Source organism: Muriicola sp., assembly GCF_041567615.1.
In the GTDB taxonomy this organism is placed as follows: domain Bacteria; phylum Bacteroidota; class Bacteroidia; order Flavobacteriales; family Flavobacteriaceae; genus Muriicola.
Genome location: NZ_JBFGBM010000024.1, coordinates 1 through 20,729, shown reverse-complemented (window position 1 = coordinate 20,729; position 20,729 = coordinate 1). Strand labels below are relative to the sequence as shown.

The 20,729-nt window shown below is 48.8% G+C and carries 22 protein-coding genes; 9 read left to right on the top strand and 13 right to left on the bottom strand.

The window, feature by feature from the left end:
- The first annotated feature begins 16 nt into the window (after nt 1-16).
- Nucleotides 17-394, top strand: a complete 378-nt coding sequence (locus ABYP73_RS03020; RefSeq protein WP_372973407.1) for a DUF3127 domain-containing protein — start codon at nt 17-19, stop codon at nt 392-394.
- A gap of 39 nt (nt 395-433) precedes the next feature.
- Nucleotides 434-1,108: a leucyl/phenylalanyl-tRNA--protein transferase gene (gene aat / locus ABYP73_RS03015; RefSeq protein WP_372945689.1), complete on the top strand. Its 675-nt coding sequence runs from the start codon at nt 434-436 to the stop codon at nt 1,106-1,108.
- Here aat and ABYP73_RS03010 read toward each other — a convergent pair.
- Genes ABYP73_RS03010 through ABYP73_RS02985 form a run of 6 tightly spaced genes read right to left on the bottom strand, consistent with a single transcriptional unit; the run spans nt 1,105 to nt 5,248 of the window.
- Nucleotides 1,105-1,692 (bottom strand): hypothetical protein, encoded by a 588-nt coding sequence (locus ABYP73_RS03010; RefSeq protein ID WP_372973406.1) that lies wholly within the window; start codon nt 1,690-1,692, stop codon nt 1,105-1,107. The genes aat and ABYP73_RS03010 overlap by 4 nt on opposite strands.
- Nucleotides 1,679-2,242, bottom strand: coding sequence for a DNA-3-methyladenine glycosylase I (locus ABYP73_RS03005; protein ID WP_372973405.1), 564 nt, complete (start codon nt 2,240-2,242; stop codon nt 1,679-1,681). Before ABYP73_RS03005 ends, ABYP73_RS03010 begins: the two co-directional genes overlap by 14 nt.
- Nucleotides 2,243-2,277: 35 nt before the next feature.
- Complete coding sequence (locus tag ABYP73_RS03000) at nt 2,278-3,240, bottom strand: sodium-dependent bicarbonate transport family permease (RefSeq protein ID WP_372945686.1); 963 nt, start codon at nt 3,238-3,240, stop codon at nt 2,278-2,280.
- Nucleotides 3,241-3,282: 42 nt separating this feature from the next.
- Nucleotides 3,283-3,591 carry a hypothetical protein gene (locus ABYP73_RS02995; RefSeq protein WP_372945685.1) on the bottom strand — a complete coding sequence of 103 codons (309 nt, stop codon included), beginning with the start codon at nt 3,589-3,591 and terminating at the stop codon, nt 3,283-3,285.
- Nucleotides 3,592-3,619: 28 nt separating this feature from the next.
- On the bottom strand, nt 3,620-3,766 hold the full coding sequence (locus ABYP73_RS02990) for a hypothetical protein (RefSeq protein ID WP_372945684.1): 147 nt from the start codon (nt 3,764-3,766) through the stop codon (nt 3,620-3,622).
- 45 nt (nt 3,767-3,811) lie between these two features.
- Nucleotides 3,812-5,248, bottom strand: a complete 1,437-nt coding sequence (locus tag ABYP73_RS02985) for an NADP-dependent isocitrate dehydrogenase (RefSeq protein WP_372973404.1) — start codon at nt 5,246-5,248, stop codon at nt 3,812-3,814.
- A gap of 86 nt (nt 5,249-5,334) precedes the next feature.
- Between ABYP73_RS02985 and ABYP73_RS02980 the strand changes: the two genes are divergently transcribed.
- Nucleotides 5,335-6,258: a LysR family transcriptional regulator gene (locus tag ABYP73_RS02980; RefSeq protein ID WP_372973403.1), complete on the top strand. Its 924-nt coding sequence runs from the start codon at nt 5,335-5,337 to the stop codon at nt 6,256-6,258.
- An 82-nt stretch (nt 6,259-6,340) separates the two neighbouring features.
- Here the strand turns inward: ABYP73_RS02980 and ABYP73_RS02975 are convergent, their stop codons facing one another.
- A complete protein-coding gene (locus ABYP73_RS02975) occupies nt 6,341-6,697 on the bottom strand; it encodes a hypothetical protein (RefSeq protein ID WP_372973402.1) in 357 nt (118 codons plus the stop codon).
- Nucleotides 6,698-6,838: 141 nt separating this feature from the next.
- Between ABYP73_RS02975 and ABYP73_RS02970 the strand changes: the two genes are divergently transcribed.
- From ABYP73_RS02970 to ABYP73_RS02950, 5 genes are all read left to right on the top strand, one after another.
- Nucleotides 6,839-7,513 carry a TetR/AcrR family transcriptional regulator gene (locus ABYP73_RS02970; RefSeq protein WP_372973401.1) on the top strand — a complete coding sequence of 225 codons (675 nt, stop codon included), beginning with the start codon at nt 6,839-6,841 and terminating at the stop codon, nt 7,511-7,513.
- Nucleotides 7,514-7,516: 3 nt separating this feature from the next.
- Nucleotides 7,517-9,184, top strand: coding sequence for a peptidase domain-containing ABC transporter (locus ABYP73_RS02965; protein WP_372973400.1), 1,668 nt, complete (start codon nt 7,517-7,519; stop codon nt 9,182-9,184).
- Between the two features lie 5 nt (nt 9,185-9,189).
- On the top strand, nt 9,190-10,542 hold the full coding sequence (locus tag ABYP73_RS02960; RefSeq protein WP_372946137.1) for an HlyD family secretion protein: 1,353 nt from the start codon (nt 9,190-9,192) through the stop codon (nt 10,540-10,542).
- 2 nt (nt 10,543-10,544) lie between these two features.
- The gene (locus tag ABYP73_RS02955; protein WP_372973399.1) at nt 10,545-11,948 is read left to right on the top strand and encodes a TolC family protein; all 1,404 of its coding nucleotides are present in this window, start codon (nt 10,545-10,547) and stop codon (nt 11,946-11,948) included.
- A 91-nt stretch (nt 11,949-12,039) separates the two neighbouring features.
- Nucleotides 12,040-12,678, top strand: a complete 639-nt coding sequence (locus tag ABYP73_RS02950; protein ID WP_372946139.1) for a thioredoxin family protein — start codon at nt 12,040-12,042, stop codon at nt 12,676-12,678.
- On the opposite strand, the gene ABYP73_RS02945 is transcribed toward ABYP73_RS02950, so the two are convergent.
- The 6 genes from ABYP73_RS02945 to ABYP73_RS02920 all read right to left on the bottom strand — a co-directional run bounded on the left by ABYP73_RS02945 (nt 12,643) and on the right by ABYP73_RS02920 (nt 18,084).
- Nucleotides 12,643-13,401 (bottom strand): hypothetical protein, encoded by a 759-nt coding sequence (locus ABYP73_RS02945; protein ID WP_372945452.1) that lies wholly within the window; start codon nt 13,399-13,401, stop codon nt 12,643-12,645. The two genes, ABYP73_RS02950 and ABYP73_RS02945, sit on opposite strands and share 36 nt — an antisense overlap.
- Before the next feature lie 41 nt (nt 13,402-13,442).
- Nucleotides 13,443-14,150: a tRNA pseudouridine(55) synthase TruB gene (gene truB / locus ABYP73_RS02940; protein WP_372973398.1), complete on the bottom strand. Its 708-nt coding sequence runs from the start codon at nt 14,148-14,150 to the stop codon at nt 13,443-13,445.
- A gap of 13 nt (nt 14,151-14,163) precedes the next feature.
- Nucleotides 14,164-14,958, bottom strand: coding sequence for an undecaprenyl-diphosphate phosphatase (locus tag ABYP73_RS02935; protein ID WP_372945450.1), 795 nt, complete (start codon nt 14,956-14,958; stop codon nt 14,164-14,166).
- The gene (locus ABYP73_RS02930; RefSeq protein ID WP_372945449.1) at nt 14,959-15,222 is read right to left on the bottom strand and encodes a DUF3098 domain-containing protein; all 264 of its coding nucleotides are present in this window, start codon (nt 15,220-15,222) and stop codon (nt 14,959-14,961) included.
- 10 nt (nt 15,223-15,232) lie between these two features.
- Nucleotides 15,233-16,111, bottom strand: coding sequence for a cell division protein FtsX (locus ABYP73_RS02925; RefSeq protein ID WP_372945448.1), 879 nt, complete (start codon nt 16,109-16,111; stop codon nt 15,233-15,235).
- An 83-nt stretch (nt 16,112-16,194) separates the two neighbouring features.
- Entirely contained in the window at nt 16,195-18,084 is a 1,890-nt protein-coding gene (locus tag ABYP73_RS02920) for a T9SS type B sorting domain-containing protein (protein ID WP_372973397.1), read from the bottom strand.
- 127 nt (nt 18,085-18,211) lie between these two features.
- Between ABYP73_RS02920 and leuS the strand changes: the two genes are divergently transcribed.
- Nucleotides 18,212-20,729, top strand: a 2,518-nt coding sequence (gene leuS, locus ABYP73_RS02915) for a leucine--tRNA ligase (RefSeq protein ID WP_372973396.1), incomplete at its 3' end; no start/stop codon positions are given.

The window sequence follows — 20,729 nt, the reverse complement described above, 5'->3', positions numbered from 1 at the left end:
TGTTAAAACAGTGATTATGGAAATACAAGGCAAGATCAAAATGATCGACGAGACCAAAACCTACGGATCCAACGGTTTCCGGAAGAGAGAGTTGGTCGTTACAACAGAAGAACAATACCCCCAGCACCTGATGATCGAATTCGTTCAGGATAAGACCGATCTTCTAAATTCCTACAGGGAGGGGGACAGCGTAAAGGTCAGCATCAACCTGAGAGGCAGGGAATGGGTCAATCCCCAGGGGGAAACCAAATACTTCAATTCCATACAGGGTTGGCGTATTGAAAAGCTATACGCAGAAGACGGAGCACAGGAGATGCCGCCCGTACCCCCTATGGATGCCTTTGAACCAGCCAATGAGCTGAATGAGGAGGATCACGACGATCTTCCTTTCTAAGATCTTTTTACCCTCTTCCGGAAGATAACTCTGTTAACCGTGAAGAACAAGAACACGCCTATTACCTTCTTAGATGACCGGCTGGTCTTTCCCCCGGTGGAGATGGCCAACCAGGAGGGCTTGCTGGCTGTAGGGGGGGATCTCTCCCCTGAAAGGCTCATTTTGGCATACCGCAACGGCATCTTTCCCTGGTTCAGCGAGGATTCCCTTATCCTGTGGTGGAGCCCGGATCCGAGGATGGTATTATTCCCTTCAAAAGTTAAGGTGAGCAAGAGTATGCGGAATACCCTGAACAGGGGCATTTTTACAGTTACCCGTGACACCGCCTTCGAGGAGGTCATCGATGCCTGTTCAAAGGCACCCCGGCCCGGGCAGCACGGGACCTGGATCACCGATAAAATGAAGAAGGCTTATATTCAATTGCACCATAAGGGCATTGCCCATTCTTATGAGGTGTGGAAAGACAATAAGTTGGTTGGGGGACTGTACGGACTCGACCTGGGCCACGTCTATTGCGGGGAGAGTATGTTCAGCAAATCTAGGGACGCCTCCAAATGTGCGCTCGTACATCTGGCAAGGGAGCTGGAGGAGAAGGAATACTGCCTGATCGACTGCCAGCTTCACACCACCCATCTGGAAAGCCTGGGGGCCGAATTGATCCCCAGGGCAGAATACATTCGCATTCTAAAGAGAGAAGATAAGGGAGGTTCCTAATACAGGATATGGTCATAGTTAGGGGGCAAGGATCTCCTTCGGGAAAGGAAAAATCCTTCAGCGTTAAAAAGGTATTCAAAATCTACGCGCCCCTCATTTGTCTTGCAGGATACGATGAATTTATAATTGATATAGGGAAGGATCAGGTTCTGAAAGGCATCTTTGATCAAGGTGGCTGCCTTCCTGCCTGCCCCCAGCGGATATTGCTGCTGAAGGCGCCGTATCTTAAAACGACCACATTCCTGAGCTAATTGATCTTCAATATCCCCATATACCTCCCTGGGTATGTCTACTTCCTTGATTATGAACTCGATGTCTTCCAGATCACCCTGGGAAGTGAATTCAACGGTGTAATGTAGTCTGTCCTTTTTGAGCTTTGCTTTGAACCTCGTTCTTGCACTATCGATCTCTTTGTAAAACCTGATTCTCCGGGCATCCTTTATCTCCTCTTCGATCCAGGCCGAAGCCCGTTCAGGAAATTGAGATTTTCTAATCCTGAATTCTCGCTCGTATTTAGCCTGTCCCCAAAGGGGGATAGCACATAGAAAGGAGATCAAGGCGAGATAGAAATTATATTTCATCATATCGAAAACAGGTGGTGAGGTGGTCATTGACCATGCCCGTTGCTTGCATATGGGCATAGACCACGGTACTGCCTACGAACTTAAACCCTCTTTTTTTAAGGTCGGCACTGAGACGGTCAGACAATTCGGTCCTGGCCGGCAGTTCAGAGAGGTCAGTGAAGGAGTTTTTTATGGGCGTATGATCCACAAAGCTCCATATATAGTCGCTGAAGCTTCCGAATTCCTCCCGGATCTTTAAAAAGGCATTTGCATTGCTTACGGTAGCTCTTACCTTTAATTTATTCCTGATGATCCCAGCATCACTTAGCAGAGAATCTAATTTCTCCTGGTCGTAGTTCGCTACTTTCCGAAAGTCGAAGTCGTCAAAGGCCTTGCGGAAGTTTTCCCTTTTGTTCAGCACGGTAAGCCAGCTCAAACCTGCCTGAAACGTTTCCAGGATAAGAAACTCGAAGAGTTTATCATCATCTTTAACGGGGACTCCCCACTCCTCATCGTGATAGCGGATATAGTGCTCGGAGGCCTCACACCACCCGCATCGATTCTTGCCCATTTAGAGAAAGGTTTCTCTAAAGATAAGGGGAAATTTCAGAATGTCTGAATGATATACAGGTAGAGCGGCATGCCTATGGTGATGTTAAAAGGGAAGGTTATAGCCAGGGCCATGGGGACGTACAGACTGGGGTTCGCCTTGGGCGCTGCGAGTCTCATTGCCGCCGGTACGGCGATGTAGGAGGCACTTGCCGCCAGGATGGCAAAAAGGAACTGGTTTCCTACGCTGTCCGTGACAAAGGAACTGATAAGGGCTACAGCACAACCGTTGAATAATGGGACGAGAAGGGCAAAGAAAAGGGCCGTCCAACCGTTATCGAGAAAGGACGCGAGCTTTTTTCCACTGGTGATTCCCATGTCCAGGAGAAAAACAGCCAGGAACCCTTTGAAAATATCTGTGGTAAAGGGGGTGATCCCTTCCGCCTGATGTTCATTGGCGAGGAAACCGATCACAAGGCTACCGAGGATCAACAATACACTGCCATTGGTAAGGGAATGGTGTAGAACGCTTCTGAGACTGACCTCCTTTTGTTTCCCGTTTCTGCAAAGTGACATAAGCAGAACCCCGACTATGATGGAGGGCGCTTCCATCAGGGCCATGACGGCCACCATATGACCCCCAAAAGGGATTTGTTCGATCTCCAGGAAGGTGACGGCAGTGACAAAGGTAACAGCACTTACCGAGCCGTAGGCCGCGGCGATGGCACCGGCATTCTCTACCCCAAATTTCTTTCGCAACAGGGCAAAGGCGTACAAAGGAACGGTTACTGCCAACAGCACACCGAAGAGGAGGGACCAGAGGATCTCCATATCGAGTTCGCTGTGGGAAAGTTCCAGTCCGCCTTTGAACCCTATGGAGAACAGGAGGTACAAGGAAATGAACCTTGAGGAACTGGCCGGGATTTCCAGGTCGCTCTTGAGTTGAACGGCCAGGATACCGAAGAAGAAGAACAATAAGGCAGGGTTGGTCAGGTTATCGACCAGCAGATGAAGATCCATATCTCACAAATTGTTACCGGGCACGTAACCCGATTCCGTCTTTTATTCCTTTGGCAGGAAGTTGATTTTGATGTTACCTTCGATCTGCAGTGTCATCCCTGCATCCCGCGCTTCCAGGATGAGATCCTTTACCTGCATTTTGGCTTCTTTTAATTCCTTAATCCTTTGCTCTGAGTGGACGGAATCAATGCCGAAACGCTCCTGCAGGCTGAGAATTTGCATATTGTGGAATTTGATCTTATCCCCGATCAGGGCGAACAGGATATCAGCGGCCTCCATGGGCGTATAGGTACCTTCCACGAGCTTGATGGTGGTCTGCTCTTTTTGGATTTCTGTTTGTTGAGTTTGCATTTAATGTGTGATTAAAGGGTTAATTAAATTACTTTCTAAGGGTTACAAGTTTCATAAAGGCGATGCACCCCAGGATAAAGCCAAGTGCGAGAAGCTCTTTGAACATGAGATCATAGTACATGGAAAGTGCTATGAATCCCAGGAAAAAAGCGGACCCCAGAGTGATCGTGATCATTGTTTTTGACGATAGCATACAGGTCTGTTTAGTTAATGAATATTCTTATTGGCCCTGTCCAAGAGAAAATGCCGGTTTCCCTTCGAAGGTGTACAGGTTTTCGGTTTTGATCACATCGATCCCGTGGTCGATGGCTTTTTGGAGCAGGGAAACGATCTCCTCCTTGGACACGGACTGTCCATTTGGATTCGTATACCTGCATCTCCAGTGGTCTGTACAAAAGGTCTCGTCGAAACCTTTGGGCCATACCACAATACCCCGGTTGGTGATCATGGATAAACCGATATTCTCATTGTTTAATTTTTGTAATCGCTCTGCAATTTCCGAGGCCTTGTAGCCGTCCCAGTGCACGAAGAGATCTACCCCTTGTAGTTCCTTGTTTACACCTTGTTTGCGCTTGTAGGCCGGGAGTTGCAGCGGGGCTCCTTTTTCGTAGGTTACTTTCTCCAGGATCTCCGGGGTCTGCCCCAGGTGGTCGATCACGGCCTGGGCGAATTCCCGGGTACCCACTTTTTTCTTGCTCACCCCTTCCTTATAGATGTCATAGGTGTGAATTCCTTTTTCTACGGTTGTGAGCCAGGCGTTCTGAATCTTCTCGGCCACATCGGTTTGTCCGATATGATTGAGCATCATGATGGCTCCCTGCAGCAATCCGGAGGGATTGGCCATATTCTGTCCGGCGCGTCGGGGTGCAGAACCGTGGATAGCCTCGAACATGGCACAGGATTCACCGATATTGGCAGAACCTGCCAGGCCTACCGAACCTGCGATCTGTGCAGCCACATCAGAGAGGATGTCCCCGTAGAGGTTGGGCATCACAACAACGTCAAAGGCTTCCGGGGTATCTGCGAGTTTGGCAGCCCCTATGTCCACGATCCAGTGTTCGTTCTCGATATCGGGATATTCTGCCGAGACCTCCTTAAAGACCTGGTGAAACAAGCCGTCGGTCTGCTTCATAATATTATCCTTGGTAAAGCAGGTCACTTTTTTCCTGTTGTATTTCCTCGCGAATTCGAAGGCATACCGCACGATCTTCTCACATCCGGGTCTGCTGATGAGCTTAAGACACTGTACCACTTCATCGGTCTGCTGGTGCTCGATCCCTGCGTAAAGGTCCTCTTCATTTTCCCTGATGATCACTACATTCATACCGGGATGCTTGGTGTCGACAAAGGGAGAAAGGCTGAAACAGGGCCTGACGTTGGCGTAAAGGCCGAGCGATTTTCTGGTGGTCACATTCAGACTTTTGTAACCTCCACCCTGAGGAGTGGTAATGGGAGCCTTTAAGAAGATCTTATTACGTCTTATAGAGTCCCAGGCTTCGGTAGAGATTCCCGAGGAATTTCCCTGGAGGTAGACCTTTTCTCCTACCTCTATCTCTTCAATTTCCAGTTCTGCACCGGCAGCTTTCAAAATTTCAAGGGTGGCATCCATGATCTCAGGACCTATTCCATCTCCTTTGGCAACTGTGATTTTAGTCATAGCTTTTCTAAATTTTGGCGCAAAGAACGGGTCTTTGATTCATATATTTTTATTTATATTTACAATGAAAAACATAAATAATATTTATGAATTATACTTTACAACAGCTCAGGATCTTCAAGACCATTGCTGAGACCAAAAGTATTACCAAGGCTTCAGAGGTACTTCACCTCACCCAGCCGGCAGTGTCTATTCAGCTGAAAAAACTTCAGGAACAGTTCGATATTCCTCTTACTGAGGTGATAGGTCGCCAATTGTACATCACGGAATTCGGGCAGGAGATCGCCCAGGTGAGCGAGCGCATCCTCAATGAGGTCCAGTCCATCCGATACCGTTCACGGGCCCATAAGGGTCAGCTGGTGGGTACCCTGAAAATCTCCATTGTCTCTACGGCAAAGTATGTGATGCCTTACTTCCTTTCAGGGTTTATGAGCGAACACGAAGGAGTAGACCTGCAGATGGATGTTATCAATAAGGCAGGGGTGATCAGGAGCCTGGAAGATAATGCGGTAGATTTTGCCCTGGTCTCTGTTTTGCCAGAACATTTCGATATAGACATGGTTACCCTGATGAAGAATAAATTATATCTGGTGGGAAGTAAGGCTCCTTTAGAGAAAGGGAAACCGATAAGAAAATCGGATTTCGCCAAATTGCCCTTTATCTTCCGGGAAAAGGGGTCGGCTACGCGCCGGGCTATGGTCGACTTCCTGCAGGCTAACGGGATCAGGACCGGGAAGATGATGCAGCTTACCTCCAACGAGGCCGTCAAGCAGGCTGTCATAGCCGGACTCGGGTATTCCATCATGCCCATCATTGGGTTGAAAAACGAACTCAATATCGGTTCCCTTCAGATTCTGCCGGTCAAAGGGCTTCCGATCAGCACCACATGGAACCTGATCTGGTTAAAATCAAAAAAGTTCTCTCCAATTGCTGAAGCCTATCTCGAATACGTCAGGGCGGAGAAGGATACCATCATTCGGGAGAAATTTCAGTGGTATGAAGGGTATTGATAGCTGGATAAGGCCAAAAAAAAACCGGCCTGCCAAATTCCTTCAGAAAGGAATGACAGGACCGGTATCAGAGAACAAACACTTATTTTGTTAGCTCACCAGAAGTAAGCGCATCTTCGAGGTAGGCGTCTACGGTTTTAAAATTCCTGAAGAATTTCTTTCCATCAGTTCGTTTCAGGGTCACCTTGGTGTCCCCGTCCTTAGTGTAAGAGAAGTCTACAACCTCTACTTCCTTGCCGTAAACAGATTTCATATCTGCAATGCCACCACGCTTGATAATAAAATTCTTCCTGGGGAAAAGGACATATCTGTATTGGTCGGAGACAGGCTCCGCAATGGTCAGCAGGGTACCTTTTTCAACAGTGACCTGCTGCTTATCCTGGGCCTGAAGCGTCAGACTTCCCCCTAGGATACACAGGGTTAACAGAAATCGTTTCATAGTTATCAGTTTTGTTGTTCAAATCAAAAATAGGCAAGTTCCACCACTTAATCAAGTATTACTCTTGTTAAAAAATAGTTAAACTATTAAGATATGAAAGTAATACTATTATTTTTGCGACGATAACCAAAGAAAGACCGGATGAAACATCTCTTGCAAACCATCAAGATCGAGGTCAATAATAAGACCTTTGTAAAGGATCCGGAGTCTTCTGACCTAGGGAAAAGGATTGTGGAATACAGTATCCTGATGATCCATGAACTGGGCTTTGACTCCTTCACCTTTAAAAAACTGGGAGATAAGATCGGCTCCAACGAGAGTTCCATATACCGCTACTTTGAAAATAAACACAAGCTGTTGCTTTATCTGACTTCCTGGTATTGGGGATGGCTGGAGTACCAATTTGTATTTGCGACCAACAGTATCTCCGATCCGTCTGAGAAATTGCAAAAGGCCATAGAGGTCATCAGCAAACCGGTGGTGCTCGATGCATCTTTTTCTCACATCAACGAGGTATTGCTCAATGACATCATCATCAACGAGTATTCCAAATCATATCTCACCAAAGAGGTGGATAACGAAAACAAGGAGGGTTATTTCGAGATTTACAAGCGCATGGTCATGCGAATCAAAGAGATGATCACTGAAGTCTCTCCGGAATATCCCTTTCCGGCGAGTCTGGCCAGTACCGTGTTGGAAGGTACACTACACCAGTATTTTCTCGTCCAGCATTTTCCTTCGCTCACTGATTGCGGCGATGAGGTTACACCTACAGAATACTTCACTGACCTTGTTTTTAAATCAATAGACAAGTAAGAAATGGCAAAGACTGTACTCACAGCCTGGCAGCGTCTGCTGGGGCTTTTGAAATTGGATAAAAAGGATATTTTCCAGATCTTTTACTACGCGATATTCGCCGGATTGGTAAACCTGTCCCTGCCTCTCGGGATCCAGGCTATTATCAACCTGATACAGGGAGCACAGATCAGTACTTCATGGATCGTGCTCGTGATCCTGGTGACCTTGGGTGTAGCTTTTGTGGGCATTCTGCAGCTCATGCAGATCAGGATCATTGAGAACGTGCAGCAGAAGATCTTTACAAGGGCTTCCTTTGAATTCGCCTACAGGTTCCCTAAGATAAAAATCAGTGAGCTCAGGGATTTCTACCCCCCGGAGCTGGCCAACAGGTTTTTCGATATCCTGACGGTCCAAAAAGGCCTGGCCAAGATCCTGGTGGATTTTCCGGCGGCCCTGCTGCAGATCATTTTTGGACTGATGCTGCTCTCTTTTTACCACCCATTCTTCATCATCTATGGTTTCCTGCTGATCTTTTTGATCTATCTGGTCTTTAAATTCACCGCCCAGAGGGGGCTGGAGACCAGTTTAGAGGAATCGGCCAACAAATACAAGGTGGCCCACTGGCTGCAGGAAGTTGCCCGGTCTATTCTCAGTTTCAAGCTTTCGGGAAAGACGAGCCTGGCCATGGACAAGAATGATGTGCTCGTAGAGCAATATCTGGAAGCAAGAGAGGGCCATTTCCGAATCCTGGTGATCCAGTTCATCCAGATGATCGGTTTCAAGGTACTCGTAACGGTCGGACTGCTCCTCATCGGTGGTATCCTGGTATTGAATCAGGAAATGAATATAGGTCAGTTCGTGGCCGCTGAGATTATCATCCTCCTGGTGATCAACAGTGTGGAGAAACTCATCCTGGGCCTGGAAACTTTCTATGACCTGCTGACCTCCCTGGAAAAACTGGGACAGGTGGTAGACAAGGACCTTGAGCCTATCGAAGGAGAGCGACCCTTTAAGGAGAGCGAGTCCTTCCATGTGGAACTCAAAAATGTGGGATACGATATTCCGGGAACCAATATCCCTATCATCAAGGACTTGTCCCTGACGATCACACCGGACTGTACCTTACAGATCAAAGGCGAAAGCAGTTCTGGCAAATCTACCCTGCTCAGGCTCATCGCGGGTATCATTGAACCGGATAAGGGCATGATCTATGTCAACAATGTGTCCCTGAAACAGATTTCTCTGAATTACTACAGGTCGCACATCGGGCAATCCCTGACCGAAGAGTCCCCTTTCGAGGGAAGTATTCTCGAGAACATCACCTTTGGGGATACCTCCATTTCTGACGAGGAGATCTACTGGGCCCTGGACAAAACCGGACTCACGGATTTTGTCAAGGATCAGCCGGGAGGGCTCAGGACCATGCTGTACCCTGAAGGGCAGCAGATACCCTATGTGGTAGGTAAAAAGATTGTCCTGGCCAGGAGTATCGTGCGCAAGCCCAGACTTCTCATCCTGAAGGACCCCCTGGACCATTTTAACCCGGCGGAGGCTGAAAAGATCATAGATTTCCTCACGGATCGATCTAACCCCTGGGCGCTCGTAGTGGTGAGTCAGAATCCAAGGTGGACCAGGAAGTGCAACCGGATCGTTACCATGAAAGCCGGCCAAATCATTAACGAAAGCTAACGGATATGTTGAATATTTCTCCAAATAAGCTCAATAGGAAGGTAGACCTCATGCCCTATAAGTCTTCTCAGAAGGTATTTCATGAGAGGGACCACAAGCATTTCAACCGTTTTCTGATGGTTTTTTCCATCATCGGGCTCATTGTGCTGTTCCTGCCCTGGACACAGACCATACAGGGGAAGGGGTATCTCACCACCCTCAATCCGGAGCACCGTCCCCAGACCATACAGTCGCCCATACCGGGAAAGATCGAAAAATGGTTTGTCAGGGAGGGAGATTTTGTGAAGAAGGGAGATACCATCCTTTACATTTCCGAGATCAAAAATGAATACTTCGACCCCAACCTTATCAACAGGACGGGCGATCAGATCCGGGCTAAATCCCAGGCAGTTACCTCCTATCAGGAGAAAGTAAAGGCGCTGAATGCACAGATCGGTGCTCTGAGACAGGAGCGCAGCCTGAAACTGGAGCAGGCGAGGAACAAACTGCTCCAGGCCAAGCTCAAAGTGCAAAGCGACAGCATCGACCTGGAGGCTGCCAAAACGAATATCACCATTGCTCAACGGCAGTACGACCGGGTCGTGCAACTTCAGAACGAAGGGTTAAAGGCTATTACCGATGTGGAAGAAAAAAGGCTTAAACTCCAGGAGACCCAGGCGAAGCTGATATCCCAGGAGAACACCCTCCTCGCCTCAAAGAACGAGATCATCAACGCCACTGTGGAGATCAACAGGATTCAGGCCGAATACACCGATAAGATCTCCAAGGCCCAGAGCGATATGTTCACCGCCCAGTCCAACCAGTTCGATTCCGAGGCCCAGGTGACCAAACTCGAGAATGAGTACACCAATTACGAGATACGGAGCCAGATGTACTATATCCGCGCTCCTCAGAGCGGTTATATCAACAAAGCCCTGCAGGGAGGAATTGGGGAAACTTTTAAAGAGGGAGACAGACTCGTGGGTATCATGCCTTCGGAGTATGCGCTGGCCGTGGAGACCTATGTGGAGCCCATCGACCTCCCCCTCATCCACATCGGGGAAAAGGTCAGGATTCAGTTCGACGGATGGCCTGCCATCATCTTCAGCGGCTGGCCCAATGTATCCTATGGTACGTATGGGGGCGAGGTGGTAGCCATTGAGACCTTTATCAGCAGCAATGGGAAGTATCGGGTCCTGCTGGCCCCTGATCCGGACGACCACCCGTGGCCGACGGACATCCGAGTAGGATCAGGCGCCAATACGCTGGCTTTGCTGGAGGATGTTCCGATTTGGTTCGAGCTCTGGAGGCAACTCAATGGCTTCCCACCCAATTACTACCAGCCCGAGAACGGGATGGCACAAAGCGATAACAAATAGGAATGAAGAAGTATCTTACCCTACTCATCCTTTTATTTACCTTTCCGATCTACGGACAGGCAGGAGACTCCCTTGTGCTCAATTTCAGGGAGTATCTGGGGTATGTCAAGAAATACCATCCCGTGGCCAGACAGGCAGAACTTGTTATCGCCATAGGGGAAGCCAACCTCATGAAAGCCAGGGGTGGATTTGATCCCAAAGTTGAGGTCGATTTTGACAGGAAGCAGTTCAAGGGCACCGAATACTACGACCGACTCAACGCCACCTTTAAGATCCCGACATGGTATGGGATAGAATTTAAAGGGAACTTCGAGCAGGCCGAAGGGGACTTTCTCAATTCGGATGAGACCTTGCCGGATGACGGGTTGTACAGCGCAGGGGTTTCCTTTTCGCTGGGAAGGGGGTTTCTCGCGAACGACCGTATGGCTACTCTCAGAAAGGCAAAATTCTTCCGGGAGCAAACCCGGGCAGACAGGGACCTGCTGATCAACGAAATCCTGTACGATGCTTCTTTGGCTTATTTCGACTGGTTGCAGGCCTATAACGACCGTGAGATCTTCCGCAGCTTCCTTCAGAATGCACGGATACGCTTTGAGGGGATCAGGGAGAGGGCAATAGCCGGCGATATCGCCGCCATCGATACCGTGGAGGCCAAGGTCGCCTTCCAGAACCGGGCGCTGAGCCTTACCCAGGCAGAAGTGAACCTCCGAAATAAGGCGCTGGAATTGTCCAATTTCCTCTGGATGGCCAACGACGTGCCGGTAGAACTCCGGGACGGGGTCATTCCGGATACCTCCCTTCAGGGGGAGATCGATCTGGCCCTGGAGATCATGGGACGTCCGCTGGACAGTTTTACGCTGGAGAACCATCCCAAAATCGTTTCTCTGGGACTCAAGATTGACCAGCTCACCATAGACAAGCGTTTGAAGACCAATCAGCTTTTGCCTCAGATCGATCTGGAGTACAACTTCCTGACCGAGACACCGGAGTTTCTCAATTCCTTTGAGGAGCAAAACTACAAAGGAGGCCTTAACATAAGCCTGCCCCTCTTCCTCAGAAAGGAGAGAGGAGAGCTCAGGTTGGCCAAATACAAGCTGAGGGACGCCGAATTTGAATATGCCAATGCCTCTATCACAATTGCGAACAAAGTTATCGCGATCTACAACGAGCTGGATTCCTTTCAGGAGCAGAACCGTCTTGTCTACGACATTGTAAACAACTACAGGACCCTGCTCGCCGGGGAAGAGCGCAAATTCAGTTTTGGAGAGAGTTCCCTTTTCCTGATCAACAGCAGGGAAAGCAGGCTGATCGACGCCCGGTTGAAGCAGAACGAATTGCAGAACAAGTTCTTCAAGGCCAAAGCCAAGCTTTTCCAAAGCCTGGCGATCAACCCGGAAGGGATCTGATCTTAGTTCGGAATGTCACCCTTGTAAGGATTCACGACTTTTTCCTACAGAGTAGAGATCAGGGAAAATCACTAAAGGAATTAATTACCATATGGATTTAAGCAAACCGACACATATTCAGGAACTGTTGAAGGACGCAATTGATACGGCCATGAGCTACGGGGAATTCAGGGATCTCGTATCGGAATTGGCAAAAAAAGACGGGACTACCGGTCCGGAGCAGTCAGAAGCCTATAAGAAATACACGACCCTCAATGACAGGAGGATGAAGCGCTGGGATAAGACGCTCAGGATCTCCGATGACCGTCTGGAGGCGATAAGGGACTTCGATGAGAAGGTCTACTGGCTGGTGATCACCGAAAGCTGGTGCGGGGACGCTGCTCCCAGCCTTCCTGTTATGAACAGGATCGCCGAAATCAACGGTAATATAGAATTCAGGATCATCCTGAGAAGTGATTACCCGGAGATCATGGATCTATTTCTTACGGAGGGGAAGCAATCCATTCCCAAGCTGATCGTTTTGGATCAGGACTATACCGTTATTTCTACATGGGGACCCCTGCCCACAAAAGCAGCAGAGATCGCAGCGGCTTACAAGGCTAAAAATGGCGTCCTTACAGCCGATTTTAAAGAGGAATTGCAGCAATGGTTCAACGCGGACAAAGGGAAGGATATCCTAGGCGACCTGGTGGATTTACTTACTTTGAAAGAGGTAGGTGATCGTTCCTAGCTGAACCTGTTTCGATCCCGGACTGAACCGCGCCTGTGCGGCATATTTCAGGGCGTTTTCAACCAGGCACCCGTTATCGGTGTTGGAACTCGTCGCGTTAAAATCCACTTCCGTCACATATCCCATCCGGTCTACCTTGATATTGATGACCACCTTACCTCCTTCCAGGCAAGTATAGATGGGCGGAGGCAGCTCATAGGAAGTCCTATCGACCAATGAGTAGGTGATCCGTGTCCTTTTATTGATGAGGTTATCCGTGTACTCTTTTTTCTCTGCCTCCTTTTCACCGAGCTGCTGTTTGCGTTCTTCCCGGATCTTGGCCAGTTCCTTCAGGGAGGCCCTGTAGGCTTCATCATCCTGCAGGAGGTCATCCGGGTTGTCATCTGCATTCAGTTGCTGTTCCTCCAGAAGTTCCTGCAGGGTTTTCAGGGGTTCCGGTGCCCCAATACTGGGTTTTGCCGTCTCGTTCATGGCGCGGTTGGTCTTTTCCAGATTCTGATCATCCAGCTCTTCAGCTTTCTGCTCTTCCTGTTCGAGCAATTCCACCAGTTCTTCGTCTGCCAGGCTCAATTCTATGACGTACTCATCCTGCTCTTCAGCACCCAGGTGAAGATTAAAGAGCAACAAGACCATGATGGACAAGGAAAAAAAGGTAATTATGAACGAAAGCTGGTTCCTGTTCAGGTCCTTGATCCAATCGAAGTATTTGAGAATATTAGCCATGACCATTTCTCATAACGCCTTAAATTACGATAAAGTGCTGACTATTGAGGAAAAATCAGTGTTTTGAATGCCTCTGGCGTTATAGCATTATCTACGGAAAAAGACCCTATTTTGGTTCTTCTGAGGGCTGAAAGATGCCCCCCGGAGTTGAGTTCCTGGCCAAAATCATGCGCCAGGGAGCGAATATAAGTGCCCTTGCTGCACACCACCCGAAAATGAACTTCCGGCATCTCTAATGAGGTGATCTCGAATTCATAGATCTCTATCTCCCTGGCATTCACCTCCACCTCTTTGCCTTTACGGGCGTATTCATAAAGCCTTTTGCCGTCTTTTTTTATTGCGGAGAATACGGGAGGTTTTTGGTAGATCCTTCCGGTAAAGGATTCTGTGGCATGAATGATCTGATCCTTAGTGAGATGATCGGTTGGAAATCTTTGGTCTACCTCCGTTTCCAGGTCGTATGAGGGGGTGGTGGCTCCCAGGGTGATCGTCCCCGTATACTCTTTTCTCTGGTCCTGTATGCCGGGAATGCTTTTGGTGAATTTTCCCGTACATACCACCAGGAGGCCTGTGGCCAGGGGGTCCAGGGTACCGGCATGCCCAACCTTGATCTTTTTCAGATCAAACTTCTTCCTGAGCGCCCATTTTGCAGAGTTCACCACATGGAAGGAAGACCACCCCAAAGGCTTGTCGAACAGCAGAACCTGTCCGTTGAGAAAATCCTCTTTTGATAATGTAGACCATTCCACGATTGAAAGACGATTAATTCCAGAACCCGATGGCGATGGATATCAGTCCCACCAGGAAGCAATAGATGGCAAAGTACTGTAATTTGCTTTTCCGCACCAGTTGGATCATCCAGGTACAGGCGGCTAGTCCGGCGAGGAAAGCCGCTGTGAATCCCGCGCTGATGGGCACGATCTGATCACTCTGGAAATCGATCTCACCGCTGTAGAGATCCAGGATCATTTTCCCGAGGATGAGAGGAACGACCATCAAAAAGGAAAAGCGGGTCGCTTTGTTCTTGTCTATCCCAAGAAGAACGGAGGTCGAGATCGTGGCTCCGCTCCTGGAGATGCCCGGCAGGATCGCTATGGCCTGAGAAATTCCAATGATAAAGGCATTTAGAAAATTCACGCTTTTATCGGTTTCCTGTGCCCGGTCTGCCAGGTAGAGCAGGAGTGCGGTGATGATCAGCATGAAACCCACCAGCACCACGTTATCCCCGAAGAGGCTTTCGAGTTCTTTCTCAAAAAATAATCCAATAAAAACAGCAGGGACCATGGACAAGATGATCTTTAGAGAAAAACGGGTCTCCTCATTCCATTGGAGTTGAAACAGTCCTCTGAAAATATCAAGGACATCTTTTCGGAATACGACGATGGTACTCAGGGCTGTGGCAAAATGCAGGACAACCGTAAATAAAAGGCTGTCCTGGGGCAATTGATTTTCACCCAGGATGGCTTTGCCCAATTCCAGATGCCCGCTGGAAGATACCGGCAGGAATTCGGTCAGACCCTGTACGATACCCAGGATGATGGCGTCTATAAGCTCCAATTAGTCTTTCTTATAGGGATTCAACAGGATGGCGTAAACCTCCAGACCCAGGCCTATCAGAACGAGGGTTGGGGCGAGTTTGATCCTCCTGAAACTGTAGATGTCTGTACTGAAAACGAGCGGGTCGTCACTGCCTCCACCACTCATCAGGATAAACCCGAGAGCCATCAATGCAATACCCGCAAACATGAATATGTAATTCCTTTTCTGGAAGATGAATTCTTTGCGCGGTGTATCCCCTGCCTTTTTCGGTTTTTTTCCCATGGTGGCAAAGTTAGTAATATAAATCGTCCGTCCTGAGGTTCAGGAACCGCTGTGTTGCAAAAAAAGTACTCAGCAGGGAGATGATCACCCCGAGAACAAATACGCCCAGGAAGAGACCTCCGAGAAACAAAGTGTCCTGCAACAGGTCCAATTCCGGAAAATTCACATTCATGTAGTAAAGCAACCCGCCCAGAAGCACCAGCGCGAGAACGGCCCCGAGCATCCCCAGTTTAACGTTCGTCCAGATAAAGGGCCATCGGATAAAAGATTTGGTCGCCCCCACCATTTGCATCGTCTTGATGATAAATCGCTTTGAATAGATGGACAGCCTGATGGAACTATTGATAAGCAATACCGCAATAAAAGTAAAGATCCCGCACACCACCAGGATCCAGAACGAGACCCGCTTTACATTTTCGGTCAGCAGGGCGATCAGGGGTTTGTCATAACTGACCTCCTCCACATAACCTTTTGCAGAGATCTCCTCGGCGATCTGGGCGATCTCTTCTGGGGTAACGAACTCTGCGTTGAGCTGCACATCAATGGAATTCTTCAGAGGGTTGTATCCCAGGAATTCGATAAAATTCTCCCCGATCTCTTCACTGTGCTGTTCCGCGGCTTCCTCTTTGGACACGTAGGTGGCCTTCTTTGTATAAGGGGCGAGGACAAGGCTTTTTTGTAGCTGGTCAATTTCTACCTGCTTGGCATTGTCCTTTAAAAAGACCGATAGGGTGATCTGTTCTTTAAAATGGTCTGCCAGTTTCTTAGTATTGAGCACCAGGAGCCCCAGAACACCGAGGAGGAAAAGGACCAGGCTGATGCTCAGGACAACGGAGAAATAGGAAGATATCAGTTTTCTCTTCTGGTATCGCTCAAAGGAAGTACTCATACAAAATAATAATGCTGTAAAAATACTAAAGTATGGACAACCTCCTTAACGAGGAACAAGAATAATACCTCAGCCCTTCTGAATTACCTCACGAGGGAAAAGTGTCCTTGTTTTGACTTATCCTCAATTCTTACGGAGTACCAGTAATCTCCCGAGGGCATCAATCGGTTGCCATAAGTTCCATCCCAACTCAGAGGTTCGCCTGAAGTGCTTTTGATCAATTTTCCATACCTGTCAAATACACGGATCTCATAATCAGACAGCATTTCAATTCCAGGGATTTCAAAAATGTCATTAATCCCATCTCCATTGGGTGAAAAGAACCTGGGTACAGCCAGATGAAAGAACTCTTCTACCACAGGAGGGCATTCATCGCTGGCCCTGACTGAAATGGTGTATAATCCCCCCGGGATATCCACGAACAAGGGCTGTAGCTGGTAATTAACCCCATCGAGGGAATAGGCATAGACACCTGTATCGCCAACACTGATTGCAATATTTTCATTCTCAGATTCAATGGAGCTGATCACAGGGGCTTCCACTTGTGTTAACCTGATCGTTTTGATATTGGAACAACCTCTGGGATCCCTGACTTCAACTGAATAGGTCCCCGGAGAAGAGACCGTGATCGAGGAAGTGGTCTCTCCTGTACTCCATAGGTAGGTAACACCGGTAATGCCGGCTTCCAGAGTTATTTCCTCATTATTACAGAAGGTGAGGTCTTCATCCGTCACTTCAGGCAGGGGGTAGAACTCCAGAGTGACGGCGGTCCTGGTTAGGGAAGGACAATAGGCCCTGTTAGACACGGCTTCAGCGTAATAAGTGCCCGCGATTCCTGTTTCGTAGGTGATGGTGTTGGACTCCAGCAGATTACCGCCTGTCGGGGCATCATACCAGTCGACCCTGACCCCGGGCGGAACCCTTACGGTGAGTTGTCCCGTTTCAAAATTCTCACATAATTGTCTGTCGCCCACATTGGATGGAGGTGTGGGGGTTGGAACAAAGACGATCTCAAAGACCTCTGAATTCACGTTACACAGGTTGTTGGAGATATTTACCAGATCCTCGGAAACAACCACCCGGTAATACCGGTCAGTAGTAATCACGGGAGTAGTATAGGTATCAGTGGTCTCGCCGGGAATATCGACCCATGTCGAGGCATCCGTACTTTCCTGCCATTGGTAGTAATGGCTGTTAAAAATGCTGAAATCCGGAGAAGCAGTAAGGGTGAGGCTGGGAACAGGGCCATTATTCTCACATTGTACTATTGAGGTCCTGGTTTGAGTATCCGTCAGAGTTACGAGATCACCACAGGACCTGAACACTATATCGTCTATGGCCAGGTCATTCCCGCAACCTCCTTCGCTGTTGTTTATCATCTTGAGGATAACCGAGGTCTGTCCCGGAAGTGAAGTGAAGAGCAGGGCGTACTGTTCCCATTCCGGCTCGATCTTGTCCATGATATCCCCGGTGTCCCCTGAGGCCAGCAAATTGGTATCCGTGCTGTCCCAGATCTCAAATTTTACATTGATGGGTATTCCGTTATTGGGGCATCCTACCCCCGTGCGTGGATGCAGGTTTAACAGCCAGGACGAAAATTCATAGGAAGTGTTCTCACAAAGCCCCGTTATTGCCCTTCGGTAAAATTCTCCCGGCGTAAAACTCGCATTGACGATAAAGGCCTTTCCACTGACATCATCCGGGGTGTGGTCCTGAATATTGAACCAGTCGAAGTATCCCGCGGTACTGCTCGTAATCGTATAGCTCCCATCGTCCGGGGCCCCGTTTACATAGGTGTATGTAGTAGTCCCGGGAGGTAATGCGGGTCCGTTGGTGATTCCTGTGCCAAAATCCTCTGTGAAAATGGGAGTGCCGGAATTACCCTGGCAAAATCCAAGCTGGGCCATCCCTGCAAAGGGAACGCAGCACAAGACAAGGATGATTATGATCCGGATTTGTTTCACGTGCGACACGGAGGATACCTGTTTTAACTTCCAGATAAGAAACGATCTTTGGAATCGTATTATTGTTGTGTTCCTGCGCTTTTCCCTTTCGGGGAATACACCTATTTTTGCCGCAATAGCAAGAGAACGAAACAGGATGAAATACGATTTCAGGAGGATTGAAGATAAATGGCAGGAATACTGGGCCAAGAACCAGACCTTTAAAGCCGAGAACAACTCTGCAAAAGATAAATTCTATGTTCTGGACATGTTTCCCTATCCGTCAGGTGCCGGGCTGCACGTAGGACACCCCTTGGGCTATATCGCCAGCGATATCTACGCCCGCTACAAGCGACTCAAAGGATTCAATGTCTTGCATCCCATGGGGTATGATTCCTTTGGTTTGCCGGCCGAGCAATACGCAATTCAAACAGGACAGCATCCGGCAATCACCACGGAAACCAATATTAAAAGATACCGGGAGCAGCTGGACCAGCTGGGGTTCTCCTTCGACTGGAGCCGGGAGGTGCGCACCTCGGACCCGGCCTACTACAAATGGACACAGTGGATCTTTATCCAATTGTTCAATTCGTGGTACGACCAGGAGGCTGATAAGGCGGAGGATGTCTCTGTTCTCGTCGAAAGACTCAGCAAGGAAGGAAACGAAAACATAAAGGCCGCCTGCGACGATGATACCCCTCTGATCACCGCAAGTGAATGGAATGCCATGGGAGAAGTGGAACAGGAGCGATTCCTTTTGAAATACCGCCTCACCTACCTGGCCGATACGGAGGTAAACTGGTGTCCGGCTTTGGGTACCGTGCTTGCAAATGATGAGATTGTAAACGGGGTCTCAGAAAGGGGAGGCCATCCTGTGGTCCGAAAAAAAATGACTCAGTGGAGTATGAGGATCACCGCCTATGCCCAGAGACTGCTGGATGGGCTTCAGACTATAGACTGGCCACAACCCCTGAAAGATGCACAGACGAACTGGATAGGTCGTTCTGTCGGAGCTTCCATCACTTTTTATACGGAACCTACGGAGGAGAACAATACCACTTATCCCATTGAGGTTTTCACGACCAGGCCGGACACGCTTTTTGGAGTGAGTTTTATGACCCTTGCCCCTGAACATCCTCTGGTAGAAAAGATCACGACCAAGGCGCAAAAAGCAGAGGTAGACCGATATGTGGAGGCCTCCGCCAAACGATCCGAAAGGGACCGCATGGCAGATGTCAAGACCATTACAGGCGTCTTCACAGGAGCTTATGTAAAACATCCCTTCAGCGGTGAAAAGGTGCCGATCTGGATAGGGGATTACGTGCTGGCGGGATACGGTACAGGTGCGGTCATGTCTGTCCCTTGCGGGGATCAGAGGGATTATGATTTCGCAAAGCATTTTAACATCCCCATCCCGAATATATTCGAAGGGGTGGATATTTCCGAAGAGGCTTTTACCGACAAGGAAAATACGGTCATTGCCAATTCCGACTTTCTCAACGGACTCTCCTATAAGGAAGCCACGGCTACCATCATCAAGGCCCTGGAAGAGAAGGGGATCGGGAAGGGCAAGGTGAACTACAGGCTGCGCGATGCCGTATTCAGCAGGCAGCGTTACTGGGGGGAACCCTTCCCAGTATACTATGTGAACGGGATCCCGAAAATGATTGATCCAAAGCACCTTCCGCTAACGTTACCGGAGGTGGAAAAGTATCTGCCCACGGAGACCGGTGAACCGCCCCTGGGAAATGCGACTGACTGGGCCTGGGATACCAAAACAAACAAGGTAGTTTCCAATGAACTGATCGATCACAAGGAAGTGTTTCCCCTCGAACTCAATACCATGCCGGGCTGGGCGGGCAGCTCCCAGTATTTTAACCGCTATATGGACCCCCTCAATGATGAGGCGATCTTCTCAAATGAAGCGATCTCCTACTGGCAGGACGTCGATCTTTACATCGGTGGGATAGAGCATGCCACAGGGCACTTGCTCTACTCGAGGTTCTGGCAGAAGTTCATGTACGACAAAGGGTGGGTGGTAAAGGACGAATACGCTAAGAAACTGATCAACCAGGGAATGATCCTGGGGACCAGCGCTTTTGTATACCGGGAAGAAGGCACGAATCGGTTCCTGTCCAGGGGGTTGACAGAAGGCAAGACGGTGGATCCCATCCATGCCGATGTGTCCCTGGTAAATGCTTCCGATGAACTCGATATTGAGGGCTTCAGGGAATGGCGTCCCGAATTCAAGGATGCAGAGTTTGTAAAGGAAAATGGAGTATTCCAGGTGGGAAGGGAAGTGGAAAAAATGTCCAAATCCAAGTACAACGTGGTCAACCCGGATGCCATCTGTGAGGAATACGGGGCGGATGCTCTCCGGCTCTACGAGATGTTCCTGGGCCCGCTGGAACAATCCAAACCCTGGAATACAGCGGGGATAACCGGGGTTTTTGCCTTCCTTAAAAAACTGTGGAGGTTATATCACTCGGGGGAAAACGGATCTTTCTTTCTTTCGGAGGATAAACCGAACCAGGGAGCCCTGAAAACCCTCCACAAGACCATCAAGAAAGTAAAGGAAGACATAGAGGACTTTTCCTTCAATACCTCTGTATCCACATTTATGATCTGTGTCAATGAACTGACATCTCAGAAATGCAATGCCCGTGGGATACTGG